This is a genomic window from Baekduia sp. (assembly GCF_035318805.1).
Classification (GTDB): domain Bacteria; phylum Actinomycetota; class Thermoleophilia; order Solirubrobacterales; family Solirubrobacteraceae; genus Baekduia.
In genome coordinates this window covers 136,128-160,116 of sequence record NZ_DATHDY010000010.1, presented here as the reverse complement: position 1 = coordinate 160,116, position 23,989 = coordinate 136,128, and the positions used below count along the sequence as shown (strand labels likewise).

Sequence of the window (23,989 nt, the reverse complement as noted above, 5' to 3'; positions counted from 1 at the left end):
TGTCGCTGGAACGCAACGACAGAAATGGCTACGTTGCCCTTGCGGACCTTTCGGCGTCAACGCCCCGACCAACGGAGGCAGCGCATGGGCACGATCACCACGACCGATGGCACCCAGATCTTCTTCAAGGACTGGGGCTCGGGCCAACCGATCGTCTTCAGCCATGGTTGGCCCCTCTCGGGCGACGACTGGGACACGCAGATGCTGTACTTCCTCCAGCAGGGCTACCGCGTCATCGCCCTTGACCGGCGCGGCCACGGACGCTCCATGCAGACCGGCGACGGTCACGACATGGACCACTACGCCGACGACCTGGCGGCGCTGACTGCCCATCTGGATCTCCAGGACGCCGTCCACGTCGGGCACTCCACCGGTGGCGGCGAAGTCGTGCGCTACATCGGCCGACATGGTGAGAGCCGGGTGGCGAAGGCAGTGTTGATCAGCGCGGTGCCGCCGCTCATGGTGAAGACCGACGCCAACCCCGGCGGCCTGCCCAAGAGCGTGTTCGACGACCTACAGGCCCAGCTGGCCGCCAACCGGTCCGAGTTCTACCGGGCGCTGCCGTCGGGCCCCTTCTACGGCTTCAACCGCCCCGGCGCGGAACCCTCGGAAGCGATCATCGAGAACTGGTGGCGCCAGGGAATGATGGGCGGGGCGAAGGCACACTACGACGGCATCGTCGCCTTCTCCCAGACCGATTTCACCGAGGACCTCAAGAAGATCACGGTGCCGGTCCTCGTGATGCACGGAGACGACGACCAGATCGTTCCCTACGCCGACTCCGGACCGCTGTCCGCGCAGCTCGTGCAGAACGGGACGCTGAAGACCTACAAGGGGTTCCCGCACGGCATGCCGACCACCGAGGCGGACACGATCAACGCCGACCTGCTGGCCTTCCTGCGCTCCTGACCGGCTCTACGGCTGAGGCAACAGAACATGGAGTTCCTGGTCGAATTCGAGATCACGACATGATGAAGATCAGCGTCACGGCGCTGGAGCGCCATCCCAGCGACCCGGCCGTCGCCCGCTCATGAGCACTCGGCTTCCCGCTCCTCGTCTGACCCAGGTCTATCGCTTGGAGGCCGCCCTCGGCCAACCGCTGGATCTCGGCGACATCGCCCAGGGCCATCGGCGCATCGTGCCGTTGACCGGAGGGACGTTCACCGGTCCGGAGATCAGCGGGAAGCTGCTCCCGGGCGCCAGCGCCGACTGGCAGATCGTCCTGGCGGACGGCACCGCCCTCGGCGACATCCGCTACACGCTGCAGACCGACCGCGGCGACCTGCTCTACGTCCAGTCGCGAGGCGTGCGCCATGGCAGCGCCGAGGTCCTGGAACGTCTCGCGCGTGGCGAGGACGTCGACGCCAGCGAGTACATCTTCCGGACGTCGACCCAGATCGAGACCGCCGCCCCGGGCCTCGACTGGCTGAACAAGGGCGTCTTGATCAGCGTCGCCGGCCGCCAAACCGCAGGTGTCATCTACGAGACCTACCTCGTCGAATGAAGGTCGCGATCATCACCGGCGCCTCCCAGGGGATCGGCGCCGGCCTCGTCGCCGGGTTGTATCGCGCCTAGGCCACCGTCACGTCCGTGAACCTGGCCGAGCTCCTTCACATCACCCAGCGCGCCATCCGGCCGATGGTCACCCAGGGCAGCGGTCAGCGGGACCCATGCATCGCCAGCATCTACCGCGGTCGGGCGCGGTGGCGGTGGGTGCGGTGGCGGTGTGACCGGTGGGTGCGGTGGCTGTGCGATCGGCGGGTGCGCGAACGATGGGGGCGAGGTCGGGTGGTCGGGGAGCCGGTTGCCGAGGCGGGCGGGGCCGGGGCGGCAGGCGCTGCCGGCGGGGCAGGTGTCGGGGCGGCCGGTGCCGAGGGGGCCACTGCCGACGGGCCCAACGCGCCTGACGGGCCCAGCGGCCCGGTGGGGCCCCAGTTGAAGGCGTCGAGGCCACCGGGCACGTTGCCGTTTCCTCCGAGCGGGCCGCTGGGACCGAGGGGGCCGAGCGGCCCGGTGGGGCCCGGATTGACGAATGCGGGGACGCCCGGGGGCATGGTGGTGGCGCTCGCGTCGGCCATGGGAGCAGCGATGGCGAGCGCGGCGATGACGGTCGCTGCCACGACGAGGCGGTTTCGAGTCAACATGGCGTCCTTCATCTCGGGGTTGCCGGGCGGCCGGTCGGCCGCTCGGGCACCTGGGAGCTCCGCGGAGCGCTTGCCCGCGGGCCCCCGGGGAACGGCCTGCTTGCGAGGCTGCACGCTTCACGTTCGTCCAGCCGAGGGCCTCCGCGCGACTGTTCGCTCGGACAGTCCTGGCCTGACCGTCATCAGAGGTCTCGCCCCAAGGTCGGCTTGTCGGCTATGCGCGGTCTACGTCGCAGCGACGGGCTGGAGGGTGCCTGTGCGGCCGCCGCTGAGCAGCGTGCGCGCCGACGCTGCGATGCCGGCGAGCAGGACGGCCGCGAAGGCCACCAGGGCGACCTTGGGCTCGATGAACTGGCTGAGGATGCCGAGCGCGAGGACCGGCACCGAGACGCCGACGTACGCGGCGAGGAAGAAGCCGGCGAGGACCTCGGCGCGGCGCTCGGGGGCGGCAAGGCCCGACACGGTGACGATGCCTCCCTTGAACAGCAGGCCGGCACCGGCGCCGGCGATCAGGCCGCCGGCCAGGAACAGCGCCAGGCTCGGCGCCCACGTGGCGGCGACGACGAGGACGATCCCGGCGGAGAGGGCGGCCATCCCGGTGGCCAGCAGGCGCCGGACGGTCCAGGCGCCGGCGGCGATCTGCGCGGCGACCGCCGCGGTGAAGGCGGCGAAGGCGGGAACGCCGGCCAGCGCGTGGGACGCGTGGCCCAGCGTGCCGGCCAGGAACGACGGAGCCAGCGACGTGAACAGGCCGAAGGCTGCGAAGGCGACGAAGGCGCCGGCGGCGGCGCCGAAGAAGCGGCGGCGGGCCGCAGCCGGGACGGCGACACGCTGCGGGCGGTAGGCCGGCCGCGTCTGCGGGGGCGTGACGGTCTCGGGGGCGAGCACGACGCCGATCGCCGCGACGGCCAGCAGCGCGCCGAAGATCACGAACGGGACGGTCAACGGCGAATCGACGGTCTGGGCGAGCACGCCGGCGATGATCGGCCCGAGCCCGAGCCCGCCGAGGTTGGCTGCCGTGGCCAGCACCTGCGCGCGCTTGGGCGAGGCGCCGGGGCGCTCGCCGAGGTGCAGCTCGCCCAGGTAGGCGGTGGCGGTGGCGGTGACGATGCCGACCGACAGGCCGCTGAGCACGCGGCCGACGAGCAGCCCGGGAAGGTCGCGCCAGAGGAGGAAGACCACCGCGCTGACGACGCTGGTCAGCACGGCCGGGACCAGCGCCCGGCGTCGGCCGAGCCAGTCGGAGACATGGCCGGCGAAGAACAAGGCGAGGATCACGCCCACCGCGTAGGCGACGAAGATGACGGTGATCAGGAAGGTCGAGAAGCCGTCGCGTGCCTGATACATCGCATACAGCGGCGTCGGGACGGTCGAGAACGCGAGGACGGTCAGGAACGCGAAGACGACCGCCCACAGCCCCGCGCCGTGACGACGGGGCGGAGCCTGCGCGGTATGCGGAAAGAAGTCCATGCTTCTCAGCATCGGGCGGGCGGTCATCGCGCACCACGCACGTTTCAGCTATCGGTTATCGCGTCGCGCGATAGCTATCGTGACCTCATGGAGCTTCGCCAGCTCGCCACGTTCGTCGCCGTCGCCGAAGCAGGCAGCTTCACCCGCGCCTCCGAGCGGCTGCACATCGTCCAGTCCGCCGTCTCAGCCGGCGTCCGCGTCCTCGAACGCGAGCTCGGCACCGAGCTGTTTGACCGCACCACCCACCGGGTGCAGCTCACCGACGCCGGCCACGCGCTGCTGCCCGACGCGCGCGCCACCCTGGCCGCCGCCCGCGCCGCCCGAGAAGCCGTCGACCAGGTCCGCGGCGGCCTGCGCGGCACCGTGACCCTCGGGATCATGCAGGCCGACGCGCAGGGCGCCATCAACACCGCCCGGCTGCTCGCCGCCTTCCGCGCCGAGCACCCCGACGTCGAGCTGCACGCCCGCCACGCCGACTCCGCCGAGATGGCCGCGCAGGTCCGCGACGGCCGCCTCGACTTCGCCTTCCTCGCCCTCCCCAGCCGCCGCGCCACCGGCCTCCAGCTCACGCCGCTCAGCCGTGAACCCATGCCCCTCGCCATCCACGACGGCCACCGCCTCACCGGACGCGCGGACGTTGAGCTCGCCGCGACCACCGACGAGACCTTCGCCGACGGCCCGCCCGACTTCGGCACACGCAGCGCCGTCGACCGAGCGTTCGCCGCCGCCGGCCTGCAACGCCGCGTCGCGCTCGAAGTCAACGACACCCAGACCCTCGTCGACCTCGTCCGCCACGGCCTCGCCGCCGCCTTCCTGCCGAGGTCGTTCGTGCGCGACACGCGGGGCATCACCTTCGTGCCCGTCCGCCATCACACGCCCGTCTTCGCGACCTACATCGCTGAACCGACGACCCGGCGCCCCAGCGCCGCCGCCGCCGCACTCCTGACGCTGGCCAAGCACGAGGCTGCCTCGGTCTCGACCCGATCGACCGACGCATCGCCCTCGTAGCGCCAGCCCTCGCCGGTCGTGGAACATTCCTTGAGGCCCGTGTCGATTCCCGTCGGGCTCGCTCGACGTATGAGATAGAAGGCCGAAATCGACCCCCTACCAAAGGAGGAACGGCGAGATGCGAGTCATGGTGCTGGTCAAGGCGAACGAGCAGTCCGAGCGCGGCGAGATGCCCAGCGAGAAGCTGCTCACCGAGATGACGGCGTTCAACGAGGAGCTGGCGAAGGCGGGCGTGATGCTCGCCGGAGACGGCCTGCACCCGTCCGCGAGGGGCGTCCGGGTGGCGTTCAGGGGCAGCGAGCGCAAGGTGATCGACGGCCCGTTCGCCGAGACCAAGGAGCTGCTGGCGGGCTACTGGATCTGGCAGGTCAAGTCGCTCGACGAGGCGGTCGAGTGGGTCAGGCGCATGCCGGCGCCCGACGACGGCGCCGACGAGGCGATCGTCGAGATCCGCCCGGTGTTCGAGGACGAGGACTTCGGCGACGCGCTCACGCCGGAGCTGCGCGAGCGGGAGGCCGCGCTGCGCGCCCAGACCGGCGCGTAGTAGGTGCCGGCCGCCGACGTCAAGCGCACGATCGACGCCGTCTGGCGGATCGAGTCCGCCCGGCTCATCGCGGGCCTCGCCCGCTTCGTGCGCGACGTCGGCCTCGCCGAGGACCTCGCGCAGGAGGCGCTCGTGGCGGCGCTGGAGCAGTGGCCGGAGGAGGGCGTCCCGGACAACCCGGGCGCCTGGCTCATGGCCACCGCCAAGCACCGCGCGATCGACCGTCTGCGGCGCGCCGACGTCGACCGGCGCAAGACCGAGGAGCTGGGGCGCGACATCGAGCTGCGCGGCGAGGCGGACGCGCCCGACCTCGCCGCGGAGGCCGCCGACCCGTTCGACGACGACGTCCTGCGCCTCATCTTCACCGCCTGCCACCCCGTGCTCTCGCTGGAGGCGCGCGTTGCGCTCACGCTCCGGCTGCTCGCGGGGCTCACCACCAAGGAGATCGCCCGCGCCTACCTGGTGCCGGAGGCGACCGTGCAGCAGCGGATCGTGCGCGCGAAGCTCACGCTCTCCGCCGCCCGCGTGCCGATCGAGGTGCCCGAGCGCGGCGAGCTGCCCGAGCGGCTCGCCGCGGTGCTGGAGGTGATCTACCTGATCTTCAACGAGGGCTACGCCGCCACCGCCGGCGACGAGTGGCTGCGCCCGGAGCTGCTCGACGAGGCGCTCCGGCTCGGCCGCATGCTTGCGGCGCTGCTGCCGCGGGAGCCGGAAGTGCACGGGCTGTCCGCGCTGATGGAGCTGCAGGCGTCGCGCGCCCGCGCCCGGGTCGGGCCGGACGGGGAGCCGATCCTCCTGCTCGACCAGGACCGCTCGCGCTGGGACTGGATGCTCGTCGGCCGCGGACTCGCCGCCCTGGAGCGCGCCTACGCGGCGGGCGGCGCCGTCGGCACGTACACGTTGCAGGCCGCGATCGCCGCCTGCCACTCGCGCGCCCGGACGGCGGCGGACACCGACTGGGTGAGCATCGTCGCCATCTACGACGGCCTCGCGCAGGTCGCGCCGTCGCCGGTGGTGGACCTCAATCGCGCGGTCGCGGTCGGCATGGCGTTCGGGCCCGCTCAGGCGCTCCGCCTGGTCGACGTCCTCGCCGACGAGCCGGCCCTGAGCGGCTATCACCTCCTGCCGACGGTGCGGGGCGACCTGCTGGAGAAGCTGGGCCGGCTCGCTGACGCGCGCGCCGAGTTCGAGCGCGCCCTCACGCTCACGCAGAACGCCCGCGAGCGCTCCGTGCTGCTGGGGCGCATCGCGGGCTGCGCCGCGCGCGGGTAGTCGAGGAGCTTCGCGACCGAATCCGCTCGGCACCGGTGAGATCAGAGCCCGCGCGCCAAGTCGCTGTAGAACGTTCGTGGTCGCGTGCGGACCAGCCGGGCCTTGTGCGGTGCCGCCTGGACCTCGAGGACTCCGGGCATCGGCACGTCGTGGATGGTCCGGCCGTCGATCTCAGCGCTCAGCGGCGCGCTGGACGGCTCAGTCGCGACGCGGACGGTGTCGCCGCCGTCCAGCACGAGCGATCGCAGCCGGCTGCCCTGCGTGGCCAACGGCGTGACGACGATGGCGTCCAGGGACGGCGCGACCGCGGGACCACCGGCACCGACGTTGTAGGCGGTCGACCCCGTCGGCGACGCGATGACGACGCCGTCGCCCCGCAGTGCGAGTACCGCCTCGCCATCGACCTCGACCCGGAGCCGCGCCGTGCCGTGGCCGGGGCGGCGGGCGACCACCACGTCGTTGAAGGCGACGACCGTGCGGGGCGGCTCGGTCCCGATCGTGGCGACGAGAGCCGTGCGCTCGTCGATCCTCGCTTCCCCGCGAGCGACGTCGTCCAGCGCCGCGGCGAAGTCGTCTCGGTGGCAGTCGGCGAGGAAGCCGACGTTGCCGAAGTTGATCCCGAGCACGCCGACTTGGTGGGGCATCGCCAGCTGCAACGCGCGCAGGATCGTGCCGTCGCCGCCCAGCGCGATGACCAGCCCACAGCCCGGGCCCAGTCCTCTGGGCGCAGCGCTCGTCCCGAGGTCGAGGACCTCCACGCCCTGCTCGGCCGCCCAGGCCTGCACCGTGAGGATCTGCGGCCGGCATTCCGCGGACGGGGTCACCAGCACTCCCACGGAGCCGCTGCCGTCAGAGACGAGCGAGAACCGTCGCATCTCCAGGCAGCGTAGCCTCGGCGTGGATGGGAGGACCGCTGCTGCGACTCGGCATCGGGAAGCACCGCTGCGTGCTCAGCCGCCGAGGCAGCAATTGCGCATCAATTTCTGTCAGCGTGCAGGCTCGTGGAGGGCTTGCTCGCGCGCGGATTCGGCGCCTTGGGCGCGTTCCGGTCCTGGGACGGCTTGCTCGCGCGCGGATTCGGCACCTTGGGCGCGTTCCGGTCCTGGGACGGCTTGCTCGCGGGCGGATTCGGCGTCTTGGGCGCCTTCCGGTCCTTGGAGGGCTTGTCGGCGCGCGGATTCGGTGCTTTGGCGGCGTGCAGCTTGGGCGCCTTGGCGACGAGCCGCGGCTTGGCCGTCTTCGTCACGGCATGGGCAGATCTCTTGCGCGGGTGGTTTGTTGAGGTCGAAGGCGCCGGCTTGCCCGTCGTCAGCGTCGAGACCGGATGGTGAGCGTTCGCCGAGCCCGGGGCGAGACGGACGTCGGCGGCAGGAGCGAGTTGCGTCGGACTCTGTGCCGGCCGCCCGGCGCGCGGTACCGCATGGTCCGAGGTATATGCGCGCTGCAAGTCGCTCGGACGCCACGGGTGCGTCGAGACCGCCGCAACGCCGCCGCCGGCCACCAGCGCCGCAGCGGCGCCACCGATCGCGAGCTTGCCGAGCATCGAGCCGCCCATGGCGACCGCGCCGGCGCCGGTGGAGGAACCGAAGCTGGAGGCCAAAGCCAGCGCGGGGGGCAGCGGCATCGCCGCCAGGGATTTCATGGCTCCGCGGCGCGCGCGGACGCTCTTGGCGGCCCGCGCGCACTCCGCGCATTCCCGCAGGTGCGCCCGAAGCGCGCCGCGCTCGGAGCGCGCGAGCATGCCGTCGGCCTGGCGCGAGATGGCCTGCTCGGCCTGCTGACAGCTGAGGCTGCCTTCCAGTTGCTCGCGCAGGCTGCGCCGCGCGCGGAAGAGCAGGGTCTCGGTCGCCGACAGCGTCACGCCCAGTGCCTCGGCGATCTCGCGAGGCGAGCGGCCCTCGAGCTCCCGCATCACGAGGGCTGAGCGCTGGTTGAACGGCAGGTGCTGGAGCGCTCGGGTGAGGTCCTCGGCGGTCGGGCCCTCGTGTTCGGTGACGAGTTCGCCGACGTCCTCGTCGAACGGCACCTGGCTGGGCTGGCGCGAGACTTGCCGGAAGCGCTGCCGGCAGACGTTGTGGGCGATCGTCCACAGCCACGCCTTGGGCTCGCGGATCTGGTCGCCGCGCTCGATTGCGCGGAAGGCGTTGAGGAACGTGGTCTGGGTGATGTCCTCGGCGTCGCCCGCGTCGCCCATGATCGCCAGCGCGTGGCGGTAGACATCGCCCCCGTAGCGGTGATACAGCGACTCGACGGCCGCCTGCGGGTCGGCCTTGTGCGAGCGGGGGAGCCTCACGCGATCACCCTAGCCCGCCGCCGCTCGCGAGGCGCCACGCAGCGCTGCCCCGTCCGCCCGCCGAGCGGCAGGGGCCGGCGAAGCGGCGCTGCGTGGCTTCGCCCACCGGGCTAGTGCTTGGGCCGGTTGATGTCGACCTTCTTGACGGTCACGCTCGGCGTGAAGCCCGTCGTCGAGCAGCTCTTCGGCAAGCCGGTGATCTTGCCGTGCACCGTGACGCGGCTGCCCGGGCCCGGGGCCACGGGGTCGACGCCGTGGTGGAACTTCACCTTGGCATGATCCAGCGTGTAGGTCTGCGACCCGGTCGGCGCGCTGCGGTTGGCCTTCTTCACGTCGGCCGTGATCGTCCCGCTGTAGGTGCCGTCAGCGTTCTTGGCGAGCGCCGCGGCGCCGAGCGAGCCGGCGGCCCGGAAGCCGCGGTTGTTCGGCGTGCAGTCCTTGGCCTTGGGCGGCTTGGCCGGCTGAGCGGGCTTGGCGGGATGGGCGGGCTTGGGCGGATGGGCAGGCTTGTCGGCCTGGGCGGGAGCGACAACGGCGAGGGCGCCGATCGCGCCCACGAGAGCGAGTGTTCTCATGGTGAGCCTCCAGTGGTCAGAAGTCGTGACATCCATGAGATGCCGCGCGTCCGGAGAACTTGCGCTGTGCTTCGCGACTCAGGTCGCGCAGGTCTGCACCTGAGGAGGTAGAGGCGACGGCCCCCGGGCTGTCCGGGGGCCGCCGTCGCGCCGCTGCTCGCCGCCGCTGCGGTGGTCGCTAGCGGCCTCTACCCGGGCGCTCCGGCGGCGTGCTGCCCGATCGAGAGGTTCGCGTTGACGAACGAGCCGACGGTGAAGCCCGGCAGCGCGAAGCTGATCGCCCCGCCGCAGTTCGTGGCGGGATTGGGCTGCCCGTGGAGGTCTCCCGTGGGACCGTATGCACCGAGCGGCCCGTAGTCGCCAAGGACGGCCATCGCGCCGGCCTGTGCCACGCTGGCGCATACGTCGGCGGAGGGCGCGGTGGACGCGGGACTCGGGGCGTCGGCGCTGGCGCCGGAGATCGGCGCCGCGATCGCGAGCGTGCCGAGGACGGCCGCGGCGGCAGTGAGGCGCTTGTCCAAAATCATGAGCTGCTGTGTCTCCTTGTGCGGGCGGCACAAGGTCGCTGCTTCCGGCTGGACCGCAAGCTGGACCGGCGACCGTTTCGGGCTGGCCCGTCGGGCATGCGGGGGCGGCTGTCCGCACGCTTCCGACGAGCGTCGGGGCGGCGAGGCGGTTCACGGGCCGCTGCGAGCCGTGCGCTCGTCCCACCCGTGGAAGGGCGAGACGTCGCCCGCGTCCCACGCCTCCCGCAGCCCGGGCGCGCTCAGGTCCCAGTCCGGGCGGATCTCGCGCGTCACGTCGCGCAGGTCGCGGCGCAGGTCCTCGGCCGACGGACGGCCCCAGAACCAATAGCCGTTGTAGACGCTGTGGATGATGAGCCCGGGCTTGAGCACGAGCGTGTGCGGGACCATCGGGTCGTGCTCGGGGTCCGTGTACTCCTGGATGTCGAGGTCCTTCTGCACGATGCGTCCGGGGTCCGAGAGGAACGTCCACTGCGCGCCGACTGAAGCGCGCAGCTCCTGGAGCTCGTGGTGTTCGTCGGTCGCGATCGTGACCATCTGGGTGTAGGCCACGGCGACCTGCGACTGGAACGCGGCGAGCTCGAGGTGATGCTGGTGTTCCTTCGGGCAGTAATGCCCGCGGGAGAGCAGGACGACCAACGGATCGGTGCCCTGCAGCTCGCTGAGCTTGCGGGGCGTCTCCGTGTGATCGGGCAGCTCGTAGTCGGGGAAGGTCCCGCCGGGAACGATGTCGGCGCGCATGAGCCGGCCTCAGGGAGAGACGAACTGCTGGCCGCCGTCGATGTCATAGGTCGCGCCGGTGACCGCGCTGTTCGTCATGAGGTGAACGGCGAGCGCGGCGACGTCGGCCGGCCCGACGACGCGCCCGATGGGGAGCGTCGCGCGGAGCTCGTCGCGCCGGGCGTCGAGTGCGTCGCCGAGCAGCGACGCCGACAGCGGGGTGTCGACGAAGCCGGGGGCGATGAGGTTGACGCGAACCGGGGCGAGCTCGAGCGCGAGGGTCGCCGCGAACGGAGGCAGCGCGGCGGTGGCCGCGGAGACGATCCCGAGCTCGCGACTGATCCGCCGCCCACCGGTTCCGCCGATGAGCAGCAGCGTGCCGCCGGGCCTCATCTTGCCGGCGGCGTTGCGCGCGACCTCGAGCGCCAGCACCATGTGCTCGCTGATCGCCCGGCGCAGCTCATCGGAGCTCATCTCGAGCAGGGGCCCGTAATGCGGGCCGCCGGCTGTGACCATCACGTGGTCGATCGGGCCGGGCAGGTCGTCGAAGAACCGCTTCATCGACGCCGGGTCGCCGGCGTCGAACGCCGCGGTCTTGCGTGCGTCGACCTCGTCGGCCGCCTGCTTCAAGCGTTCCGCGTTCCGGCCCGTGAGGACGACGTCGGCACCCTCGGCGCGGGCGCGCCGGGCGGTCTCCAGCCCGATGCCCGCGCTGCCGCCGACGACGACCACGGTCTGGCCGAGCAGCTCCGGCGCGCGCTGGGCGGCGCCGACGTCGTTCGCGGTCGTCATGACTGCTGCCTCGCACCGGTCGGCTCGCGCGCGGCCACGATCTCGCTGCGGAGGGCCTTGAGCGCGTCGTTGTAGATCTCCGAGAACGTGGGGAAGGGCTGGATGGTGTCGCGCAGCACGTCCAGCGGCACGCCGGCGCGGATCGCGAGCGTCGCCTGCTGCAGCCACTCGCCGGCCTCCGGCCCGACCGCGTACGCGCCCACCAGCCGCTCGCCGTCGGACAGGAGCGTCAGGAACCCGTTGGAGTCCGCGTAGGCGCGCGTGTAGGTCTCGTTCTTGGTGACCTCGGCCATGCGCGCCGACCCGCTGAAGCGCGCCTCGGTCGCACCGACCGCGCCCGCCTGCGGGTCGGTGTAGACGACCCGCGGCACGGCGTCGTAGTGGGCCTCGCGCGACTCGCCCAGGAGGTTGGCGGCGACGATGTCGCCCTGGTACTTGCCGACGTGGGTGAACGCCAACAGCCCGGTGACGTCGCCGATCGCCCACAGCCGCTCGCCGGCGCGCAAGGACGCGTGGACCGGAATCCCGTGGACCCCGTTCCCACCCACCTCGATGCCAACCGTCTCGAGCCCGATCCCCGCGGTGCGCGGCCGCCGGCCGGTGGCGACGAGCAGGCGGTCGCCGCGCAGCTCGCGGCCGTCATCGAGCGCCACGACGTAGTCCTCGCCGTCGCGCCGCGCGGAGCTCGCCGTCGCGCGGAGGACGACCTCGATGCCGTCGGCGCGCAGGATCTCCCCGAGCGCCTCACCCAATGGCGCCGGCTCGCGGCTGAGCACGCGGTCGCCCATCTCGATCAGGACCACTTCGCCGCCCAGTCGCCGTACGACCTGCGCCATCTCGACGCCGACCGCCCCGCCGCCGAGCACGAGCAGGCGGCGCGGCACGGACCGCATGCCCGTCGCCTCGCGGTTGGTCCAGATCCCCTCGAGCTCGCGCAGGCCGGGGACGGGCGGCACGATCGGCTCCGAGCCCGTCGCGACGACGACGTGCTCGGCGGTGTGCGGGACGCCGTCGACCTCGACCACGCCCGTGCCGGCGAGCCGGCCGGTCCCGCGCAGCAACGCGATGCCGTGTTCGGCCAGCCAGCGCTCCTGGCCGGCGTCCGAGTACTTGGACACCATGAAGTCACGCCACGCCAGCGCCGCCTCGACGTCGACCTGCGCGGTGGCGGCCGCGTCGCGTGCGGCGTGCACGGCCTCGCCGGGGCGCAGGAGCGTCTTGGACGGGATGCACGCCCAGTAGGAGCACTCGCCGCCGACCAGCTCGCGCTCGACCAGCGCGACGCGCAGGCCGCCCTCGGCCAGCTCACCGGCGCAGTGCTCACCCGGCGAGCCGCCGCCGAGCACGATGACGTCGTAGTCGCTCATGTCGGCAGCTCCTCACCGGCCCGCTCGCGGACCATGTACTCCGCGTACCAGCCGGGCCAGTCGGGGTCCTCCTGGCCGGTGCGTGCCTCGTGCTGGCCGTGGGCGGCGGCGGCACGCCGCAGCGCCTTGGCCAGGTCCTGCGCGTCGTCGTATCGCGTCGTCGCGCTCACCCGCCCAGGCAGGCGGACCTGGATCTCCTGCAGCAGCCAGCCGTTGCCGTCGGGATCGCGGAACGAGGCCCACGACCCGTAGTCGGCGTGATCTTGCGCAGGGCCGGCGACGCGCGCCTCGGTCCCCGCGTGGTGGAACACGCCGCCGGCGTCGTGGAACACCTCGGTGACGTCGACGCCGCGGGCGACGAGCTCGTCGCGCGCCTTGTCGATGTCGAAGACCGTGAGCTGGAGGTCCTCGACCGAGCCGGGCGTCGCGGACGTGACGCCCTGGCCGAAGATGATCGAGGCCTCCGACCCGGGCGGCGTGAACTGCACGACCCGGAGCTCGTCGCTGGTGGCGAAGTCGGCGTCCTGCCGCCAGCCCAGCGACGTGTAGAAGCGTTTGGCCCGATCGACGTCGGTCACCGGCAAGACCACGACCTCGAGCTTGAAGTCCAGAGCCTGACCCTCGCGGGTCTCTCCAGGGGCCATCTCGGTGTGGCTCATCGTGCTGCTCCTCTCGATCCGTGAGGTTGGACCGGAAGGCATCAACCATACGCCCCGACGCGCGCCCGGAAAACCCCGTTTCCGGCCGCTGGGCGTGCCTGCTCAGCGGCGGGTCGGCGTCGTCGTAGACGCGCGCGGCGGCGAGCCTGTCAGCGGCCAGGTGCTGAAGTACAGGCGCATCTCGACGATGCGCTCGGAGGGGCTACTGCCGCGGCCGCGTTGCGTCGCTGGTCCTCACCGAGGACATAGGGTCGTGTTGTGCCCGACCGTAAGCCCCGCGTTGCGATCCAGCTCCCGGAGGTCGAGCGCGAGGTGCGCTGGCCGGAGTACCGCGCGATGGCGATCGCCGGCGAGGAGGTCGGCTTCGACGGCCTGTATGTCGGCGACCACCTGCTCTACCGTGGCGACGGCCGGCCCGAGCGTGGTCCGTGGGACGCCTGGACGCTGCTGGCCGCGCTGGCCGCCGTCACGGACCGAGTGGTCCTCGGCCCGCTCGTCGCCTGTGCGGCGTTCCACCCGCCGGCGGTGCTGGCCAAGATGGCGGCGACGCTGAGCGAGATCAGCGGCGGGCGCTTCGTCCTAGGCCTCGGCTCCGGGTGGAACGAGGACGAGTTCCGGGCCTTCGGTATCCCGTTCGACCGGCGCGTCGCCCGCTTCGCCGAGGCCTTCACGATCGTCGGGCGGCTCCTACGCGGCGAGCGCGTGACGCTCGACGGCGAGTTCCACTCCGTCCAGGACGCGGTGCTGCTGCCGCCGGCACGTCATCGCACGCGACTGATGATCGGCAGCAACGGCCCGCGGATGCTCCGGATCGCGCTGCCGCACGTCGATGCCTGGAACACCTGGTACGAGGACTACGGGAACACCGCTGAGGGCTTCTCCGCGCTGAACGCCACGATCGACGCCGCCGTCATCGAGGCCGGACGGGCGCCCGAGGACGTCGCGCGCAGTGCGTGCGCCTTCGTCGTCCTCGACGGCGCCTCCGGCGAGCGGCCGATCACCAGCGCAGCGCGACCGATCGAGGGCTCGAGCAACCAGATCGCCGCGCGCATCCGTGAGCTGGCGGACGCGGGCGCCGACGAGGTGATCCTCGTCGCCAGTCCCATCACCGAGCGCTCGATCCGGACACTGGGCGAGGCGCTCGCGCTGGTGTGAGTGCTCGCCCTCAGGACGTGCCGCCGAAGTCGACGTCCTTGGTCTCGACCGTCCCGGCCGTCCGCCCCGGCGCCGCCTCATAGGTCCAGTACAGGTTCGTGTGCGCGATGACCTGGTCCGGCGATGGCGCGCCCCATGACGTGTGGTCCTCGGTCGTGTGGGCGTCGCTGACCAGGGCCGCGTCGTAGCCCCTGACCAACGCGCCGTGGAGCGTCGAGCGGATGCACGCATCGGTCTGTGCGCCGACGACGACGAGTCGCCCGACACCGAGGTCCGACAGCACGGTCTCGAGGGTGGTGTCCTCGAAGGAGTCGCCGTAGCTCTTCTCGATGCGTGGCTCGGCGTCGCCTGGAGTCAGCTCGGGGACGATCAGCCAGTCGTCGCTCGCCCGCGCAAGCTGCTCGTCGGTCTGCTGGACCCAGACGACCGGGACCCGATCCCGCCGCGCCTTCTCGACGAGGCTGCCGACGTTCGCGACGACCACGTCGCGCTCGTGAGCCCCCTCGACGACGCCGTTCTGCACGTCGACGACGAGGAGGGCGGTGTTCGGCCGGTTCTCGAATGTGGTCATGGTCTCCCCTTGCTCACGGTGGACTCCTGTGTCCACCACGGTATCGCTGCGCATCGCCTCGCCGACGATCGGGTGGACGAACGCCAGCGGGCGCTCGTCGGCGCGGACGTGGGCGTCGACGAGCTCGGATGCCTGCTCGCCGGCCACGCCCGCGAGCTCCGCAGCGCGCGGCAGCTCTGCCGCCTGCGTCAGCTCGGGGGCGCCGAAGATGTTGCGGGAGTCCTCGACGTAGCACAGGCCCGGCGCTCCGCGGGTGGTGCGGGAGCGGGTACATCGTTCCGAGGACCGGAGTGATGACGAATGGTGCCCGCTTGGCTATGCTGAACGACGAGAGATACGTGACGGGCCCGGTCCGGCTGACGAGCGTGCCCGTGTCGCGCTCCAGCTCACGACGCTGCGTCCATGCGACGCACCTACGCCGCGAGCCTGCGTGCGGTCCACGGCCGTTGGGCCGACGACCACGAGCTCGTCGAGCATCTGCTGCGCGAGAGCCGCGAGTTCGCCGGGCTCTGGGCGCGCCATGAGGTCGCCAGCCCCGCGGGCACCCGCAAGCGCTTCGACCACCCGCTCGTGGGCCCGATCACGTTGGACTGCCAGATCCTGACGAGAACCTGACCGAGGCTGGTCGTCTTCACCGCCACGCCCCGGTCCGAGGACGCCGAACGCCTCAAGCTGCTGTCGGTGATCGGGACCCAGGAGCTCCCGATCGATCCGGTCGCGGCGATGGACGCAGTCAGTCCGACCGCCTGACGGGCGTGAAGGCCAACGCTCTCGTGGGAGTCGCCCCCCGAGCGAGTAGCCATTTCTGGTGATTTCTGGCAACTCGCGGTATGGTTGTCCGTGGCCATGGGCGTCGTCGATCGCAAGCAGGAGTTGTTCGAGAACATCGTGAGGCTGCGCCGCGTGGGCCGCGGCGCGCCCGGTGACGCGGATATCGCGGCGGTGCGGGTCAGCTTGGAGCGCGAATTGGGCGAGACCGTCTCGCGGCGCTTGGCGGCGAGGACCCTCGGCGTCAGCCACGCGGCGCTGGAGCGGTGGATCAAGGCGGGCGATCTGCCGGTCGTCTATTCGGCCGCGGGCCGCACCGAGATCCCGGTTCCGGCGCTCCTGGACCTCCGCGAGTCCATCGATCGCGATCGTGCCGACGGCCCGCGGCGGTATGCGCTGGCCCCGGCGATGGCTCGCTATCGCAACGCGGCGGAGCGCGTGCCGATCGGCACACTCGAGGAGACCGAGCGCCAAGGTGGCCACAGTCGCGCCAGCGGCCGCAGCCTCGCTTATCACCGGGCCGTCGCACGGCGACTACGCCGGCCGATGGTCGACGAGGCTCGGCACGTCCTGTATCGCTGGCGCGAGCAGGGACGGATCGACCGGCGCTACGCGGAACGCTGGGACGAGGTGCTGCGACGTCCGGTGGCCGAGATCCGACGGCTCATCATCCAGGAGAGCGGGGAGGCCGACGATCTGCGCCAGAACTCGCCGTTTGCCGGGACGCTCAGCGAGGCTGAGCGTCGGCGCGTACTCGGCGAGGTTCGCTGATGCGGCTCGACGAGTTCGAGCACGTGATCGCTGCGGCGGCCAACGTGACCGGTCAGGACGAGTTCGTGGTCATCGGCAGCCAGGCGATCCTCGGCAGCCATCCTGAAGCTCCAGCGGCGATGTTGGTGTCCTTGGAGGCGGACATCCACCCGCGTTACCGACCGGAGTTGGTCAACGCCATCGACGGAGCCCTCGGCGACGGCTCGCAGTTCACGCCGATGCGCAGCGATCCATGCAGCACGGTTCAGGCACGGAGAGGCAGTGCGGTGGGGAGGCAGCTCCTACGTCGACGCCGCGGCGCCTCGCGGCCTGACACCGACCGGAGGCCTGGGCCTGCGCGATCAGGCAGCGGCGAAGCCCCGCGCGGGCCGGACGGCGGAGTGGTGCAGGAGGAAGCCTGCGATGTCCCGCTCGGCCCGGGGCTCGTCGATGTTGTACATGTGCGCAGCGTCGGGCCACAGTCGCAGCTGCGCGCCCGGAATTCTCTCGGCCAGCACGAGCGCGTTCGCGGGCGGCACGAAGACGTCCTCCTCGCCGTGGACGACGAGCGTCGGGGCGGCCATCTGGTTGAGCCGCTCGTACGCGTCGTGCGTCGCCACGGCGGTCGCCTGGTGCAGATAGGCGAGGGGTTCAGGGGGCGAGCTCAGCCGATGCGCGATGTCGGCGGCAATGCGCTCCGGGTGCGACCGGCGGGTCTTCTCGGCATAGGTGTAGGGGACGGCGGCCCACGCCGCCTCTTCCGGCCCCATGGCGCCGGCGCGGACGAGGAACGTCTGCGCGAACGAGGCGGCCGAGGGCTTGTAGGCGGCGAACCCGCCGGCGGAGCTGGCACCGAGGACGAGCGCCTGGACGCGATCGGGGTGCCGGAGCGCCACCTCCTGCGCCACCAGGCTGCCGAGCGAGATGCCGTACACGTGGGCGCGCTGCTCGCCGGCGGCGTCGAGGACCGCCACGGCGTCCTGGGCCAGTTGCGCCGCCGTGTAGGGCCACGGCACGCGACTGCTGCCCCCGGTGTCGCGGTTGTCGAAGGCGATCACCCGGAACGAGCGGGCCAGAACGGGGATCGTCGCCGACCAGGCGTCGACCGTCATCCCCTGTCCGGCGATGAGCAGCACGGCCGGTCCGTCACCGAAGCTCTCCCAATGGAGCTCGACTGTTCCGTTGCTGGCGAAGGGCATCGGGGCGCAATCCTCCTCGGGGTTTCGGTCCAGTCAACGGCGCGGACGCCCTCGGTCCGGCTGGCCTTCCGTACGGTCGACCCGTCTCTTCGGGCCGGTCTGCTGCGGTTCGCGGCTCCGTAGCGTGTCCGTGCGGAAGCCCGCGTTCAATCGACCGGAGATCTCACGACCGTCATCGTCACAGGAGCGGCGGGCCACCTCGGCCGCCTCGTCGCCGAGCAGCTGCTGGAGCGCCTCGCGCCGGAGCAGGTCGTGCTCGTCACTCGCCGTCCGGAGGCCTTGCGTGAGTTGCGCGCTCGCGGTGCCGAGGTCCGCTACGGCGACTTCGACGACCCCGCTTCACTGCGCGACGCCTTCGCCGGCGGCCGCCGGATGCTGCTGATCAGCACCGACGCCCTCGGTCGCCGGGCCGGCCAGCATCGCGCCGCCATCGATGCCGCGGCGACGGCCGGCGTCCGCCACGTGGTCTTCACGTCGATCGTCAAACCCGTGGCCTCCAATCCGACCGGCGCGCTCGCCGCTGAGCCGGGTGTGACAGAAGCGATGCTCCATCGCAGCGGTCTGGCGTGGACGGTGCTGCGGTTCGGAAGCTTCGCCGAGCTGGTGCTTCCGCCCGCCGCGACCGCGGTCCAGAACCGCCGGCTGGTCACGAACAACGGCGGCGGACGCATCGTCTTCGTCTCGCGCCGGGACTGCGCCGAGGCGGCCGCCATCACGCTCACGACCGACGGCCACGCCGGCAAGACCTACGAGATCACCGGCACCGAGGCCCTGTCCGTGCAGGATCTGGCCGAGCTGTACGGCGATCTGAGCGGACAGCCGGTGAAGGTCCTGCAACTCAGCGACGCGATGCTCACCAACGTCCTCGTCGGCATCGGCACGCCCATGCCGAGCGCCTGGCGCATCGCCGCGTTCGGCCGGGCGGTCCGCCGCGGGTACTTCGACGTGGTCGACCCGGCCTTCGAGCGCCTCACCGGACGCCCGCCGGTGGCGCTGCGCGACGTGCTCGTCGCCCAGCGCGCAGACCTGCTGGCCGTGGGCTGAGAGCCCTGAGAGTTGTCGCGGGCGCGGTCGAGCATCGAGCTCGACGTGTGCCTGCTGCGGCCTACCGTGGCCGACCTGACGGGCAGAAGCCCACGCGCACTCGCGTCGTCCTTGCGGCCAACCGCGCCGTGTTCCAAGAACGGAGGCCAGCCCGGGGCGACCGGCTCGGCAGACGAGCACCAGCGTGTGGCCGGCGTCGAGCGCCCGTCAGTCGTCGCCGCCACGCCCGCGGCCCTTGCCGCTGTTGTCGTCGCCGCTGCCGGAGCCCGAGCCGGACCTGTCGTCGCCGGAGCCTGAGCCGGAGTTGTCGTCGCCGGCGGTGCGGGTGGGCGCGGGCGCGGGCGCGGGCGTGGGCGCCGGGGTCGTGCTGGGCGGCGCCGTCGTGGCCGGGGTCGTTCTCGTGGTCGTCGTCGTCGTCGCCGGCGCGGGGGCGCGGCGCGCCGGCGTCGTGCGCGTCACCGTGGTCACGACGGGCGCCAACTGCTCACCGGCGCTGAGCGGTTCGCCCGCCAGGCCGATGCGCTGGCCCGCGAGCTGCGAGACCGCGACCCCGAGGGCCGCCGCCAGCGCCAGGCCGCCCAGGGCGAGCGCGACCATCCGCCATCTGCTGCTCATGCCGTCCTCCTTGCCGTCTCGGCGCCCGCGCCCGCAGCCGGGCGTGGCGCGGCCGTCGCCGGGGCGAAGCCGACCGTCGCCCGTGTGCCGCCCGCAGTCCGCGGCGTCAGCGCCACCGTGGCGTTCCAGCGACCGGCCAGCTCGCGGGCGATCGCCAGCCCGAGGCCCGAGCCGCCCGGCGTGCCACGCCCGGTGCGACCGCGCCGGAAGCGCTCGAACACCGCCTCCGCCTCGCCCTCCGCCAGGCCCGGCCCCTCGTCGTCGACGTGGATCGCCGCCGCCTCGGCGACCACCGCTACGGTGGTGCCCGCCGGCGAGTAGGCAATGGCGTTCTCGATGAGCGCGTCGAGCACCCGATCGACGTCGCCGCGCGCCGCGTGCACGCGGCCCGGGGCACATGGCACAGCGGTCAGCTCGATGCCGCGCGTCGCGGCGGAGGGCGCCCAGCGCTCGACCGCCTCGTGCGCCGAGGTCCCGAGCTCGATGGCCTCGGCCGGCGGGCGCATGCCCGGCGCCCGCGTGAGGATCAGCAGCTCCTCGACGATGCGCGTCAGCCGGTGCGCCTCGCCCGTTGCGGCCCGCAGCTCCTCGCGGACGACCGCGGGATCGCCACCGTCCAGGGCGGCGTCGGCTTCTTCGAGCCGCAGCCGCAGCGCGGTCAGCGGCGTCCGCAGCTGGTGCGAGGCATCGGCGACGAAGTCCTGATGGGAGCGCAGCAGCCGCGCCAGCCGCGCCGTCATCTCGTTGAACGAGCGCGCCAGCGATCGCTGCTCGCGCGTGCCGTCGACCGCGGCCATCACCGACAGGTCGCCCGCCGCCACCTGCTCGGCCGCCCGCTCGAGGCGGCTCACCGGCCGCGCGACGCGCTGCGCGACCAGCGCCCCGACGATCGCGGCGAGCCCGAGCACGAGCAGCCCGAGCAGCGCGAGCGCGACCCACGAGCGGTGCACGGCACGATCGACGGCGCGGACGCTCTGCGTGATGCGCACGGCACCGGACGGCCGGCCGCGCTGCACCGTCGGGGCGGACGTCGTCAGCAGATCCTCGGCGAGGGTCTCCGAGCGCCGGATGTTCTGGACGCTGCGCCCGGTCAGCGCGGTGGCGATCTCCGGGCGCGAGGCGTAGGACTCGCCGCGCATCGCGGGGCCCGCGCTGTCGGCGAGCACGATCCCCCGGCGGTCGACGACGAGCACGCGGCCGCGGGTCGCGGCCGCCGTCCGGTCTACGACCGCCTGCAGCTGCGCGCGGTGCGCGGGGGTCAGGAGGTCGGCCGCCGTCGCGGCGACGATCGCGGCCTGCGCGGAGGCCTGCTGGCGCACCTCGGCGTCGACGCGGTCGCGCAGGGCGATCCCGAGCGGCACCTCGAGCGCGACGACCGCCAGGAGCACGACGTACGCGCTGGTCAGCGCGAGCAGGAGCCGCAGGCTCATCGGGGAGGACCGTCCGGGGCCGCGAAGCGGAAGCCGACGCCGCGCACGGTGTGCAGCCAGCGCGGCGCCGCCGGGTCGTCGGCGAGCTTGCGTCGCAGCCAGCCGATGTGGACGTCCAGCGTCTTGGTCGAGCCGAACCAGTTCTCGTCCCACACCTCGGCCATCAGGTCCTCGCGCGTGGCGACGGTGCCGGCGCGGCGCGCGAGGGCCACGAGCAGGTCGAACTCCTTGCGCGACAGGTCGAGCTCGGCGCCGGCGAGGAACGTCTGCCGTGCGGCGACGTCGATCTCCAGCTCGCCGAGGCGCAGCGGCTCGGCGACGGCCGGGACGGCGCCCGCGCCGGCGCGCCGCAGGACGGCGCGGATGCGCGAGGCGACCTCGCGACCGCTGAACGGCTTGACGACGTAGTCGTCGGCGCCGAGCTCGAGGCCGAGCACGCGGTCGGCTTCCGAGTCGCGCGCGGTCACCATGATGATGGGGATGTCCGAGCGGCGGCGCAGCTCGCGGAAGACGTCGCGCCCGTCGCCGTCGGGCAGGTTGAGGTCCAGCAGCACGAGGTCGGGCTGCAGCTCGTCGGCGAGCCGCAGCGCCTCGGCGGCGGTGCCGGCGACCGTGGGGGCGAAGCCCTCGCGCTCCAGCGCGCGGCTGAAGGGCTCCGCGATCGACGGCTCGTCTTCGACGTAGAGGATGCGCGGCCGGGACACGGCAGCCACGCTACCGGCGGTCGCCACCCCGTCACACCGATTTTGCCTGCGCTTTGCCGGCGCGCGCGGCCTTGGCGGCCGCGACCCTGGCCTGCGTCAGGGCCTCGGCGTGGCGTCCGCCCGCGACGCGCGCGCCCGTGAGCGCCAGCACGGCCGCCACGCTGCCCAGCACCGGCCAGAACACCCACGCAGACCCGGCGTCGGTGCCTGCCATGAGCGTGTGCGCCACCGCCATGCCATAGGCCACGAGCGTGAAGCGGTGAGCGATCAACCACCGGCGCTGGCCGATCCGCCGGCGCAGCGGGAAGCTCAGCCCCAGCGCGGCCGCCAGGTAGCCGGCGATGATTCCCAGGCCGACGCCGAGCGGGCGGTAGTCGATGGCCCCGGGCAGCAGCACGCCGGACAACCCCGGGCGCAGGTACGCGTCGCCGAGCAGCGTCGCGCCGTGGACGCCGACCGCGATGAGGCCGGCGACGGCGGTGTGCTCGTGCGTGGTGCGCAGCGCGCGCGCCAGCCCGGGCCGGCGCGCGAGCTTGCCGCCGAGCATCAGCCCGGCGAGGACAGCCGTGCTGAGCAACGCGAGCGCGACCAGGCCCGAGGCCCGCGAGGCCAGCCACCAGCCGTGGTCGAGGGCGTCGGGCCCCGTCATGCCGCGAGCGCTGTCGAGGTGCTCAGCGGCCCCGCCAGCTCGACGGCCCCGTCGTCGTGCACGACCACGCCACCGTGCTGGGCGAGCCAGGCGCCCGCGCCGTCGCGGCCGCTCAGCAACGCCGCCTTGGCGAGGACCTCGGCCTCCAGCGCGCTCGGCGCCAGCGCCGTGACCGAGGCGAGGCCCGTCCACGCCGGGCGCCCGGTCGACGGGTCGAACAGGTGATGCGCCGGACCGCGGGTGCCGGCCCAGATCCGCGCGCCCAGACCTGAGGTCGCCACGCCGCCGCGGTCGAGCTGCAGCACGGCGGCGGTCGCACCGCCAAAGGGGTGCGCCACGAGGATCTCGAACGGTGCCTCGTCGCCGGGCGGGCGCACGAGGGCGATGTCGCCGCCGACGTCGACGACCGCGCGGCGCGCGCCCACGCGCTGCGCCAGGACGTCGGCCGCCAGGCCCTTGCCGGTGCCGCCGCTGTCCAGGCGCAGGCCGGGCGGCCGGGTGACCGTCAACGCCGCTGGGTCGCAGCGGACGGCGCGCCACGCCGCGGCGGGGTGTGCGGCGGCTGGCTGCCGGGCCGGTGCGGCGGCCAGCGCCGCCCGCGGGTCGAGGGCACGCGCTGGGTCCCAGCTGCGGGTGTAGCCGCAGGCCTCGACGGCGTCGAGCAGGCTTGGATCGACCAGGCCGCCGGTGCGGTGAGCCGCCCAGATCCCGGCGCCGACGGTCGCGCAGAGCAGCGGCGACACCGGCACCGTGGCGCGCGCATCGGCGTTGAGCGCGCGCAGCTCGCTGCCGGGCCGGAAGCGGGAGGCGCAGGCGTCGAAGCGCTCGAGCCACGCGCGGGCGTCCTGCGCGGCGGCGGGGGCGTCGCGGCCGCCGAGCATCAGCCGGACCGTGGTGCCCAGCGCACGGAAGCTCGTGTCGACGGAGCTCATGAGGCGCGGGTGACGACGGGCGCGGGCGCGGGGGCAGGGGGCGCGGCCGGCGCAGCCGCGGCAGCGGGAGCCGCGGCGGCCGGCGCCGGCGCGGCGCGGACGGGCCGGGGCGCGGGGGAGGGCGCGGCGGTCGCGGGCGCGGCGCGCACGACGTCCACGATCACGCGGCGGACGACCACGACCTTCCGCGGCGCGGGCGCCGGCGTGGTCGCCGTGGTCGTGGCTGCCGCACCGGTGGCGGTCGCACCCAGCGCCGGATCGCGGCCCGCCTGCATCTGCAGGCCCAGCGCCAGCGCGATGCCCGCGAACGCGGCACCGGTCGCGCCTGCGGTAGCGAGCGCGCGCGGCGGCACGACCGGCGCCGAACGGCGCGGGGACTCGTCAGTCATCGTCCCCGCCCCGGGCGCCGTGGTCCTCGCCGCCGTGGTCGTCGTCGCCGCCGCGGCCACGGTGATCGTCGTCGCCGTGGTCGTCGTTGCCGCGACCGCGCTGGTGGTCCTCGACCGTCCGGGTCGGCGCCGCGGCGGGCGCGGCGGCAGGCGCCGCCGCCGTCGTGGTCGTCGTCTGCGCGGGCGGGGCGGCGGTGGCCGCCGACGTCTGCCCGCGCTCGCGACGCACACGGTGGATGGTCTGGGTGACCGTCTCGGTCTGCGCCTGGGGCGCACGGTTCGTCGCGGTGCCCTGCGTGGTCGTTGCGCTGGTGGCGCCCGCGGGCGCGCCGCCGGAGGCGAGCGCCACGGCGGCCAGGGCCCCGAGCCCCAGGACGCTGCCGCCGGCGAAGATGGACTTGTTGAGAGACATGCC

General features: G+C 73.2%; 26 protein-coding genes and 1 pseudogene. 9 read left to right on the top strand and 18 right to left on the bottom strand.

What is annotated here, in order from left to right; all coding sequences use genetic code 11:
* The first annotated feature begins 84 nt into the window (after nucleotides 1-84).
* Complete coding sequence (locus VK501_RS01760; RefSeq protein WP_324334009.1) at nucleotides 85-909, top strand: alpha/beta hydrolase; 825 nt, start codon at nucleotides 85-87, stop codon at nucleotides 907-909.
* A gap of 121 nt (nucleotides 910-1,030) precedes the next feature.
* Nucleotides 1,031-1,504, top strand: a complete 474-nt coding sequence (locus VK501_RS01755) for a DUF3237 domain-containing protein (RefSeq protein WP_324334007.1) — start codon at nucleotides 1,031-1,033, stop codon at nucleotides 1,502-1,504.
* Nucleotides 1,505-2,369: 865 nt separating this feature from the next.
* Here the strand turns inward: VK501_RS01755 and VK501_RS01750 are convergent.
* Nucleotides 2,370-3,614 carry an MFS transporter gene (locus VK501_RS01750; protein ID WP_324334005.1) on the bottom strand — a complete coding sequence of 415 codons (1,245 nt, stop codon included), beginning with the start codon at nucleotides 3,612-3,614 and terminating at the stop codon, nucleotides 2,370-2,372.
* 87 nt (nucleotides 3,615-3,701) lie between these two features.
* Between VK501_RS01750 and VK501_RS01745 the strand changes: the two genes are divergently transcribed.
* The 3 genes from VK501_RS01745 to VK501_RS01735 all read left to right on the top strand — a co-directional run bounded on the left by VK501_RS01745 (nucleotide 3,702) and on the right by VK501_RS01735 (nucleotide 6,438).
* Entirely contained in the window at nucleotides 3,702-4,622 is a 921-nt protein-coding gene (locus VK501_RS01745) for a LysR family transcriptional regulator (protein ID WP_324334004.1), read from the top strand.
* Between the two features lie 118 nt (nucleotides 4,623-4,740).
* On the top strand, nucleotides 4,741-5,166 hold the full coding sequence (locus VK501_RS01740) for a YciI family protein (RefSeq protein WP_324334002.1): 426 nt from the start codon (nucleotides 4,741-4,743) through the stop codon (nucleotides 5,164-5,166).
* A 3-nt stretch (nucleotides 5,167-5,169) separates the two neighbouring features.
* Nucleotides 5,170-6,438 (top strand): RNA polymerase sigma factor, encoded by a 1,269-nt coding sequence (locus tag VK501_RS01735; RefSeq protein ID WP_324334001.1) that lies wholly within the window; start codon nucleotides 5,170-5,172, stop codon nucleotides 6,436-6,438.
* A gap of 41 nt (nucleotides 6,439-6,479) precedes the next feature.
* On the opposite strand, the gene VK501_RS01730 is transcribed toward VK501_RS01735, so the two are convergent.
* The 8 genes from VK501_RS01730 to VK501_RS01695 all read right to left on the bottom strand — a co-directional run bounded on the left by VK501_RS01730 (nucleotide 6,480) and on the right by VK501_RS01695 (nucleotide 13,368).
* Nucleotides 6,480-7,313, bottom strand: a complete 834-nt coding sequence (locus VK501_RS01730; RefSeq protein WP_324333999.1) for an NAD(+)/NADH kinase — start codon at nucleotides 7,311-7,313, stop codon at nucleotides 6,480-6,482.
* Between the two features lie 101 nt (nucleotides 7,314-7,414).
* Nucleotides 7,415-8,731, bottom strand: a complete 1,317-nt coding sequence (locus tag VK501_RS01725; protein ID WP_324333997.1) for a sigma-70 family RNA polymerase sigma factor — start codon at nucleotides 8,729-8,731, stop codon at nucleotides 7,415-7,417.
* Nucleotides 8,732-8,841: 110 nt separating this feature from the next.
* On the bottom strand, nucleotides 8,842-9,306 hold the full coding sequence (locus VK501_RS01720; RefSeq protein WP_324333996.1) for a hypothetical protein: 465 nt from the start codon (nucleotides 9,304-9,306) through the stop codon (nucleotides 8,842-8,844).
* 188 nt (nucleotides 9,307-9,494) lie between these two features.
* Nucleotides 9,495-9,833, bottom strand: coding sequence for a hypothetical protein (locus tag VK501_RS01715; RefSeq protein ID WP_324333994.1), 339 nt, complete (start codon nucleotides 9,831-9,833; stop codon nucleotides 9,495-9,497).
* A gap of 150 nt (nucleotides 9,834-9,983) precedes the next feature.
* Nucleotides 9,984-10,571, bottom strand: coding sequence for a redoxin domain-containing protein (locus tag VK501_RS01710; RefSeq protein ID WP_324333992.1), 588 nt, complete (start codon nucleotides 10,569-10,571; stop codon nucleotides 9,984-9,986).
* 9 nt (nucleotides 10,572-10,580) lie between these two features.
* Nucleotides 10,581-11,342, bottom strand: a complete 762-nt coding sequence (locus tag VK501_RS01705) for an SDR family NAD(P)-dependent oxidoreductase (protein WP_324333989.1) — start codon at nucleotides 11,340-11,342, stop codon at nucleotides 10,581-10,583.
* Nucleotides 11,339-12,709 carry an NAD(P)/FAD-dependent oxidoreductase gene (locus VK501_RS01700; protein WP_324333987.1) on the bottom strand — a complete coding sequence of 457 codons (1,371 nt, stop codon included), beginning with the start codon at nucleotides 12,707-12,709 and terminating at the stop codon, nucleotides 11,339-11,341. Before VK501_RS01700 ends, VK501_RS01705 begins: the two co-directional genes overlap by 4 nt.
* Nucleotides 12,706-13,368, bottom strand: a complete 663-nt coding sequence (locus VK501_RS01695) for a VOC family protein (protein ID WP_324333985.1) — start codon at nucleotides 13,366-13,368, stop codon at nucleotides 12,706-12,708. The genes VK501_RS01700 and VK501_RS01695 overlap by 4 nt, the downstream gene beginning before the upstream one ends.
* Before the next feature lie 258 nt (nucleotides 13,369-13,626).
* On the opposite strand from VK501_RS01695, the gene VK501_RS01690 reads away from it, so the two are divergent.
* Nucleotides 13,627-14,523 carry an LLM class flavin-dependent oxidoreductase gene (locus VK501_RS01690; RefSeq protein WP_324333983.1) on the top strand — a complete coding sequence of 299 codons (897 nt, stop codon included), beginning with the start codon at nucleotides 13,627-13,629 and terminating at the stop codon, nucleotides 14,521-14,523.
* A 10-nt stretch (nucleotides 14,524-14,533) separates the two neighbouring features.
* Here the strand turns inward: VK501_RS01690 and VK501_RS01685 are convergent, their stop codons facing one another.
* The gene (locus VK501_RS01685) at nucleotides 14,534-15,094 is read right to left on the bottom strand and encodes an isochorismatase family protein (RefSeq protein ID WP_349260958.1); all 561 of its coding nucleotides are present in this window, start codon (nucleotides 15,092-15,094) and stop codon (nucleotides 14,534-14,536) included.
* A gap of 387 nt (nucleotides 15,095-15,481) precedes the next feature.
* Here VK501_RS01685 and VK501_RS01680 point away from each other — a divergent pair.
* Nucleotides 15,482-15,709 (top strand): annotated as a pseudogene (locus tag VK501_RS01680) (transcriptional regulator); the annotation flags it as partial.
* 225 nt (nucleotides 15,710-15,934) lie between these two features.
* On the top strand, nucleotides 15,935-16,633 hold the full coding sequence (locus VK501_RS01675; RefSeq protein ID WP_324333979.1) for a hypothetical protein: 699 nt from the start codon (nucleotides 15,935-15,937) through the stop codon (nucleotides 16,631-16,633).
* 341 nt (nucleotides 16,634-16,974) lie between these two features.
* Here the strand turns inward: VK501_RS01675 and VK501_RS01670 are convergent, their stop codons facing one another.
* On the bottom strand, nucleotides 16,975-17,811 hold the full coding sequence (locus VK501_RS01670) for an alpha/beta fold hydrolase (protein ID WP_324333978.1): 837 nt from the start codon (nucleotides 17,809-17,811) through the stop codon (nucleotides 16,975-16,977).
* A gap of 174 nt (nucleotides 17,812-17,985) precedes the next feature.
* Here VK501_RS01670 and VK501_RS01665 point away from each other — a divergent pair, with 174 nt between their 5' ends.
* Nucleotides 17,986-18,855, top strand: a complete 870-nt coding sequence (locus tag VK501_RS01665; protein WP_324334118.1) for an NAD(P)H-binding protein — start codon at nucleotides 17,986-17,988, stop codon at nucleotides 18,853-18,855.
* Between the two features lie 207 nt (nucleotides 18,856-19,062).
* Here the strand turns inward: VK501_RS01665 and VK501_RS01660 are convergent, their stop codons facing one another.
* Genes VK501_RS01660 through VK501_RS01630 form a run of 7 tightly spaced genes read right to left on the bottom strand, consistent with a single transcriptional unit; the run spans nucleotide 19,063 to nucleotide 23,986 of the window.
* Nucleotides 19,063-19,470 (bottom strand): hypothetical protein, encoded by a 408-nt coding sequence (locus VK501_RS01660; RefSeq protein WP_324333976.1) that lies wholly within the window; start codon nucleotides 19,468-19,470, stop codon nucleotides 19,063-19,065.
* The gene (locus VK501_RS01655; RefSeq protein ID WP_324333974.1) at nucleotides 19,467-20,900 is read right to left on the bottom strand and encodes a HAMP domain-containing sensor histidine kinase; all 1,434 of its coding nucleotides are present in this window, start codon (nucleotides 20,898-20,900) and stop codon (nucleotides 19,467-19,469) included. The genes VK501_RS01660 and VK501_RS01655 overlap by 4 nt, the downstream gene beginning before the upstream one ends.
* Entirely contained in the window at nucleotides 20,897-21,604 is a 708-nt protein-coding gene (locus VK501_RS01650; RefSeq protein WP_324333972.1) for a response regulator transcription factor, read from the bottom strand. The genes VK501_RS01655 and VK501_RS01650 overlap by 4 nt, the downstream gene beginning before the upstream one ends.
* Before the next feature lie 31 nt (nucleotides 21,605-21,635).
* Complete coding sequence (locus tag VK501_RS01645; RefSeq protein WP_324333970.1) at nucleotides 21,636-22,253, bottom strand: hypothetical protein; 618 nt, start codon at nucleotides 22,251-22,253, stop codon at nucleotides 21,636-21,638.
* Nucleotides 22,250-23,185, bottom strand: coding sequence for an FAD:protein FMN transferase (locus tag VK501_RS01640; RefSeq protein WP_324333968.1), 936 nt, complete (start codon nucleotides 23,183-23,185; stop codon nucleotides 22,250-22,252). Before VK501_RS01640 ends, VK501_RS01645 begins: the two co-directional genes overlap by 4 nt.
* Nucleotides 23,182-23,574, bottom strand: coding sequence for a hypothetical protein (locus VK501_RS01635; protein WP_324333966.1), 393 nt, complete (start codon nucleotides 23,572-23,574; stop codon nucleotides 23,182-23,184). Before VK501_RS01635 ends, VK501_RS01640 begins: the two co-directional genes overlap by 4 nt.
* Nucleotides 23,567-23,986, bottom strand: a complete 420-nt coding sequence (locus VK501_RS01630) for a hypothetical protein (protein WP_324333964.1) — start codon at nucleotides 23,984-23,986, stop codon at nucleotides 23,567-23,569. Before VK501_RS01630 ends, VK501_RS01635 begins: the two co-directional genes overlap by 8 nt.
* Between the last annotated feature and the right edge of the window lie 3 nt (nucleotides 23,987-23,989).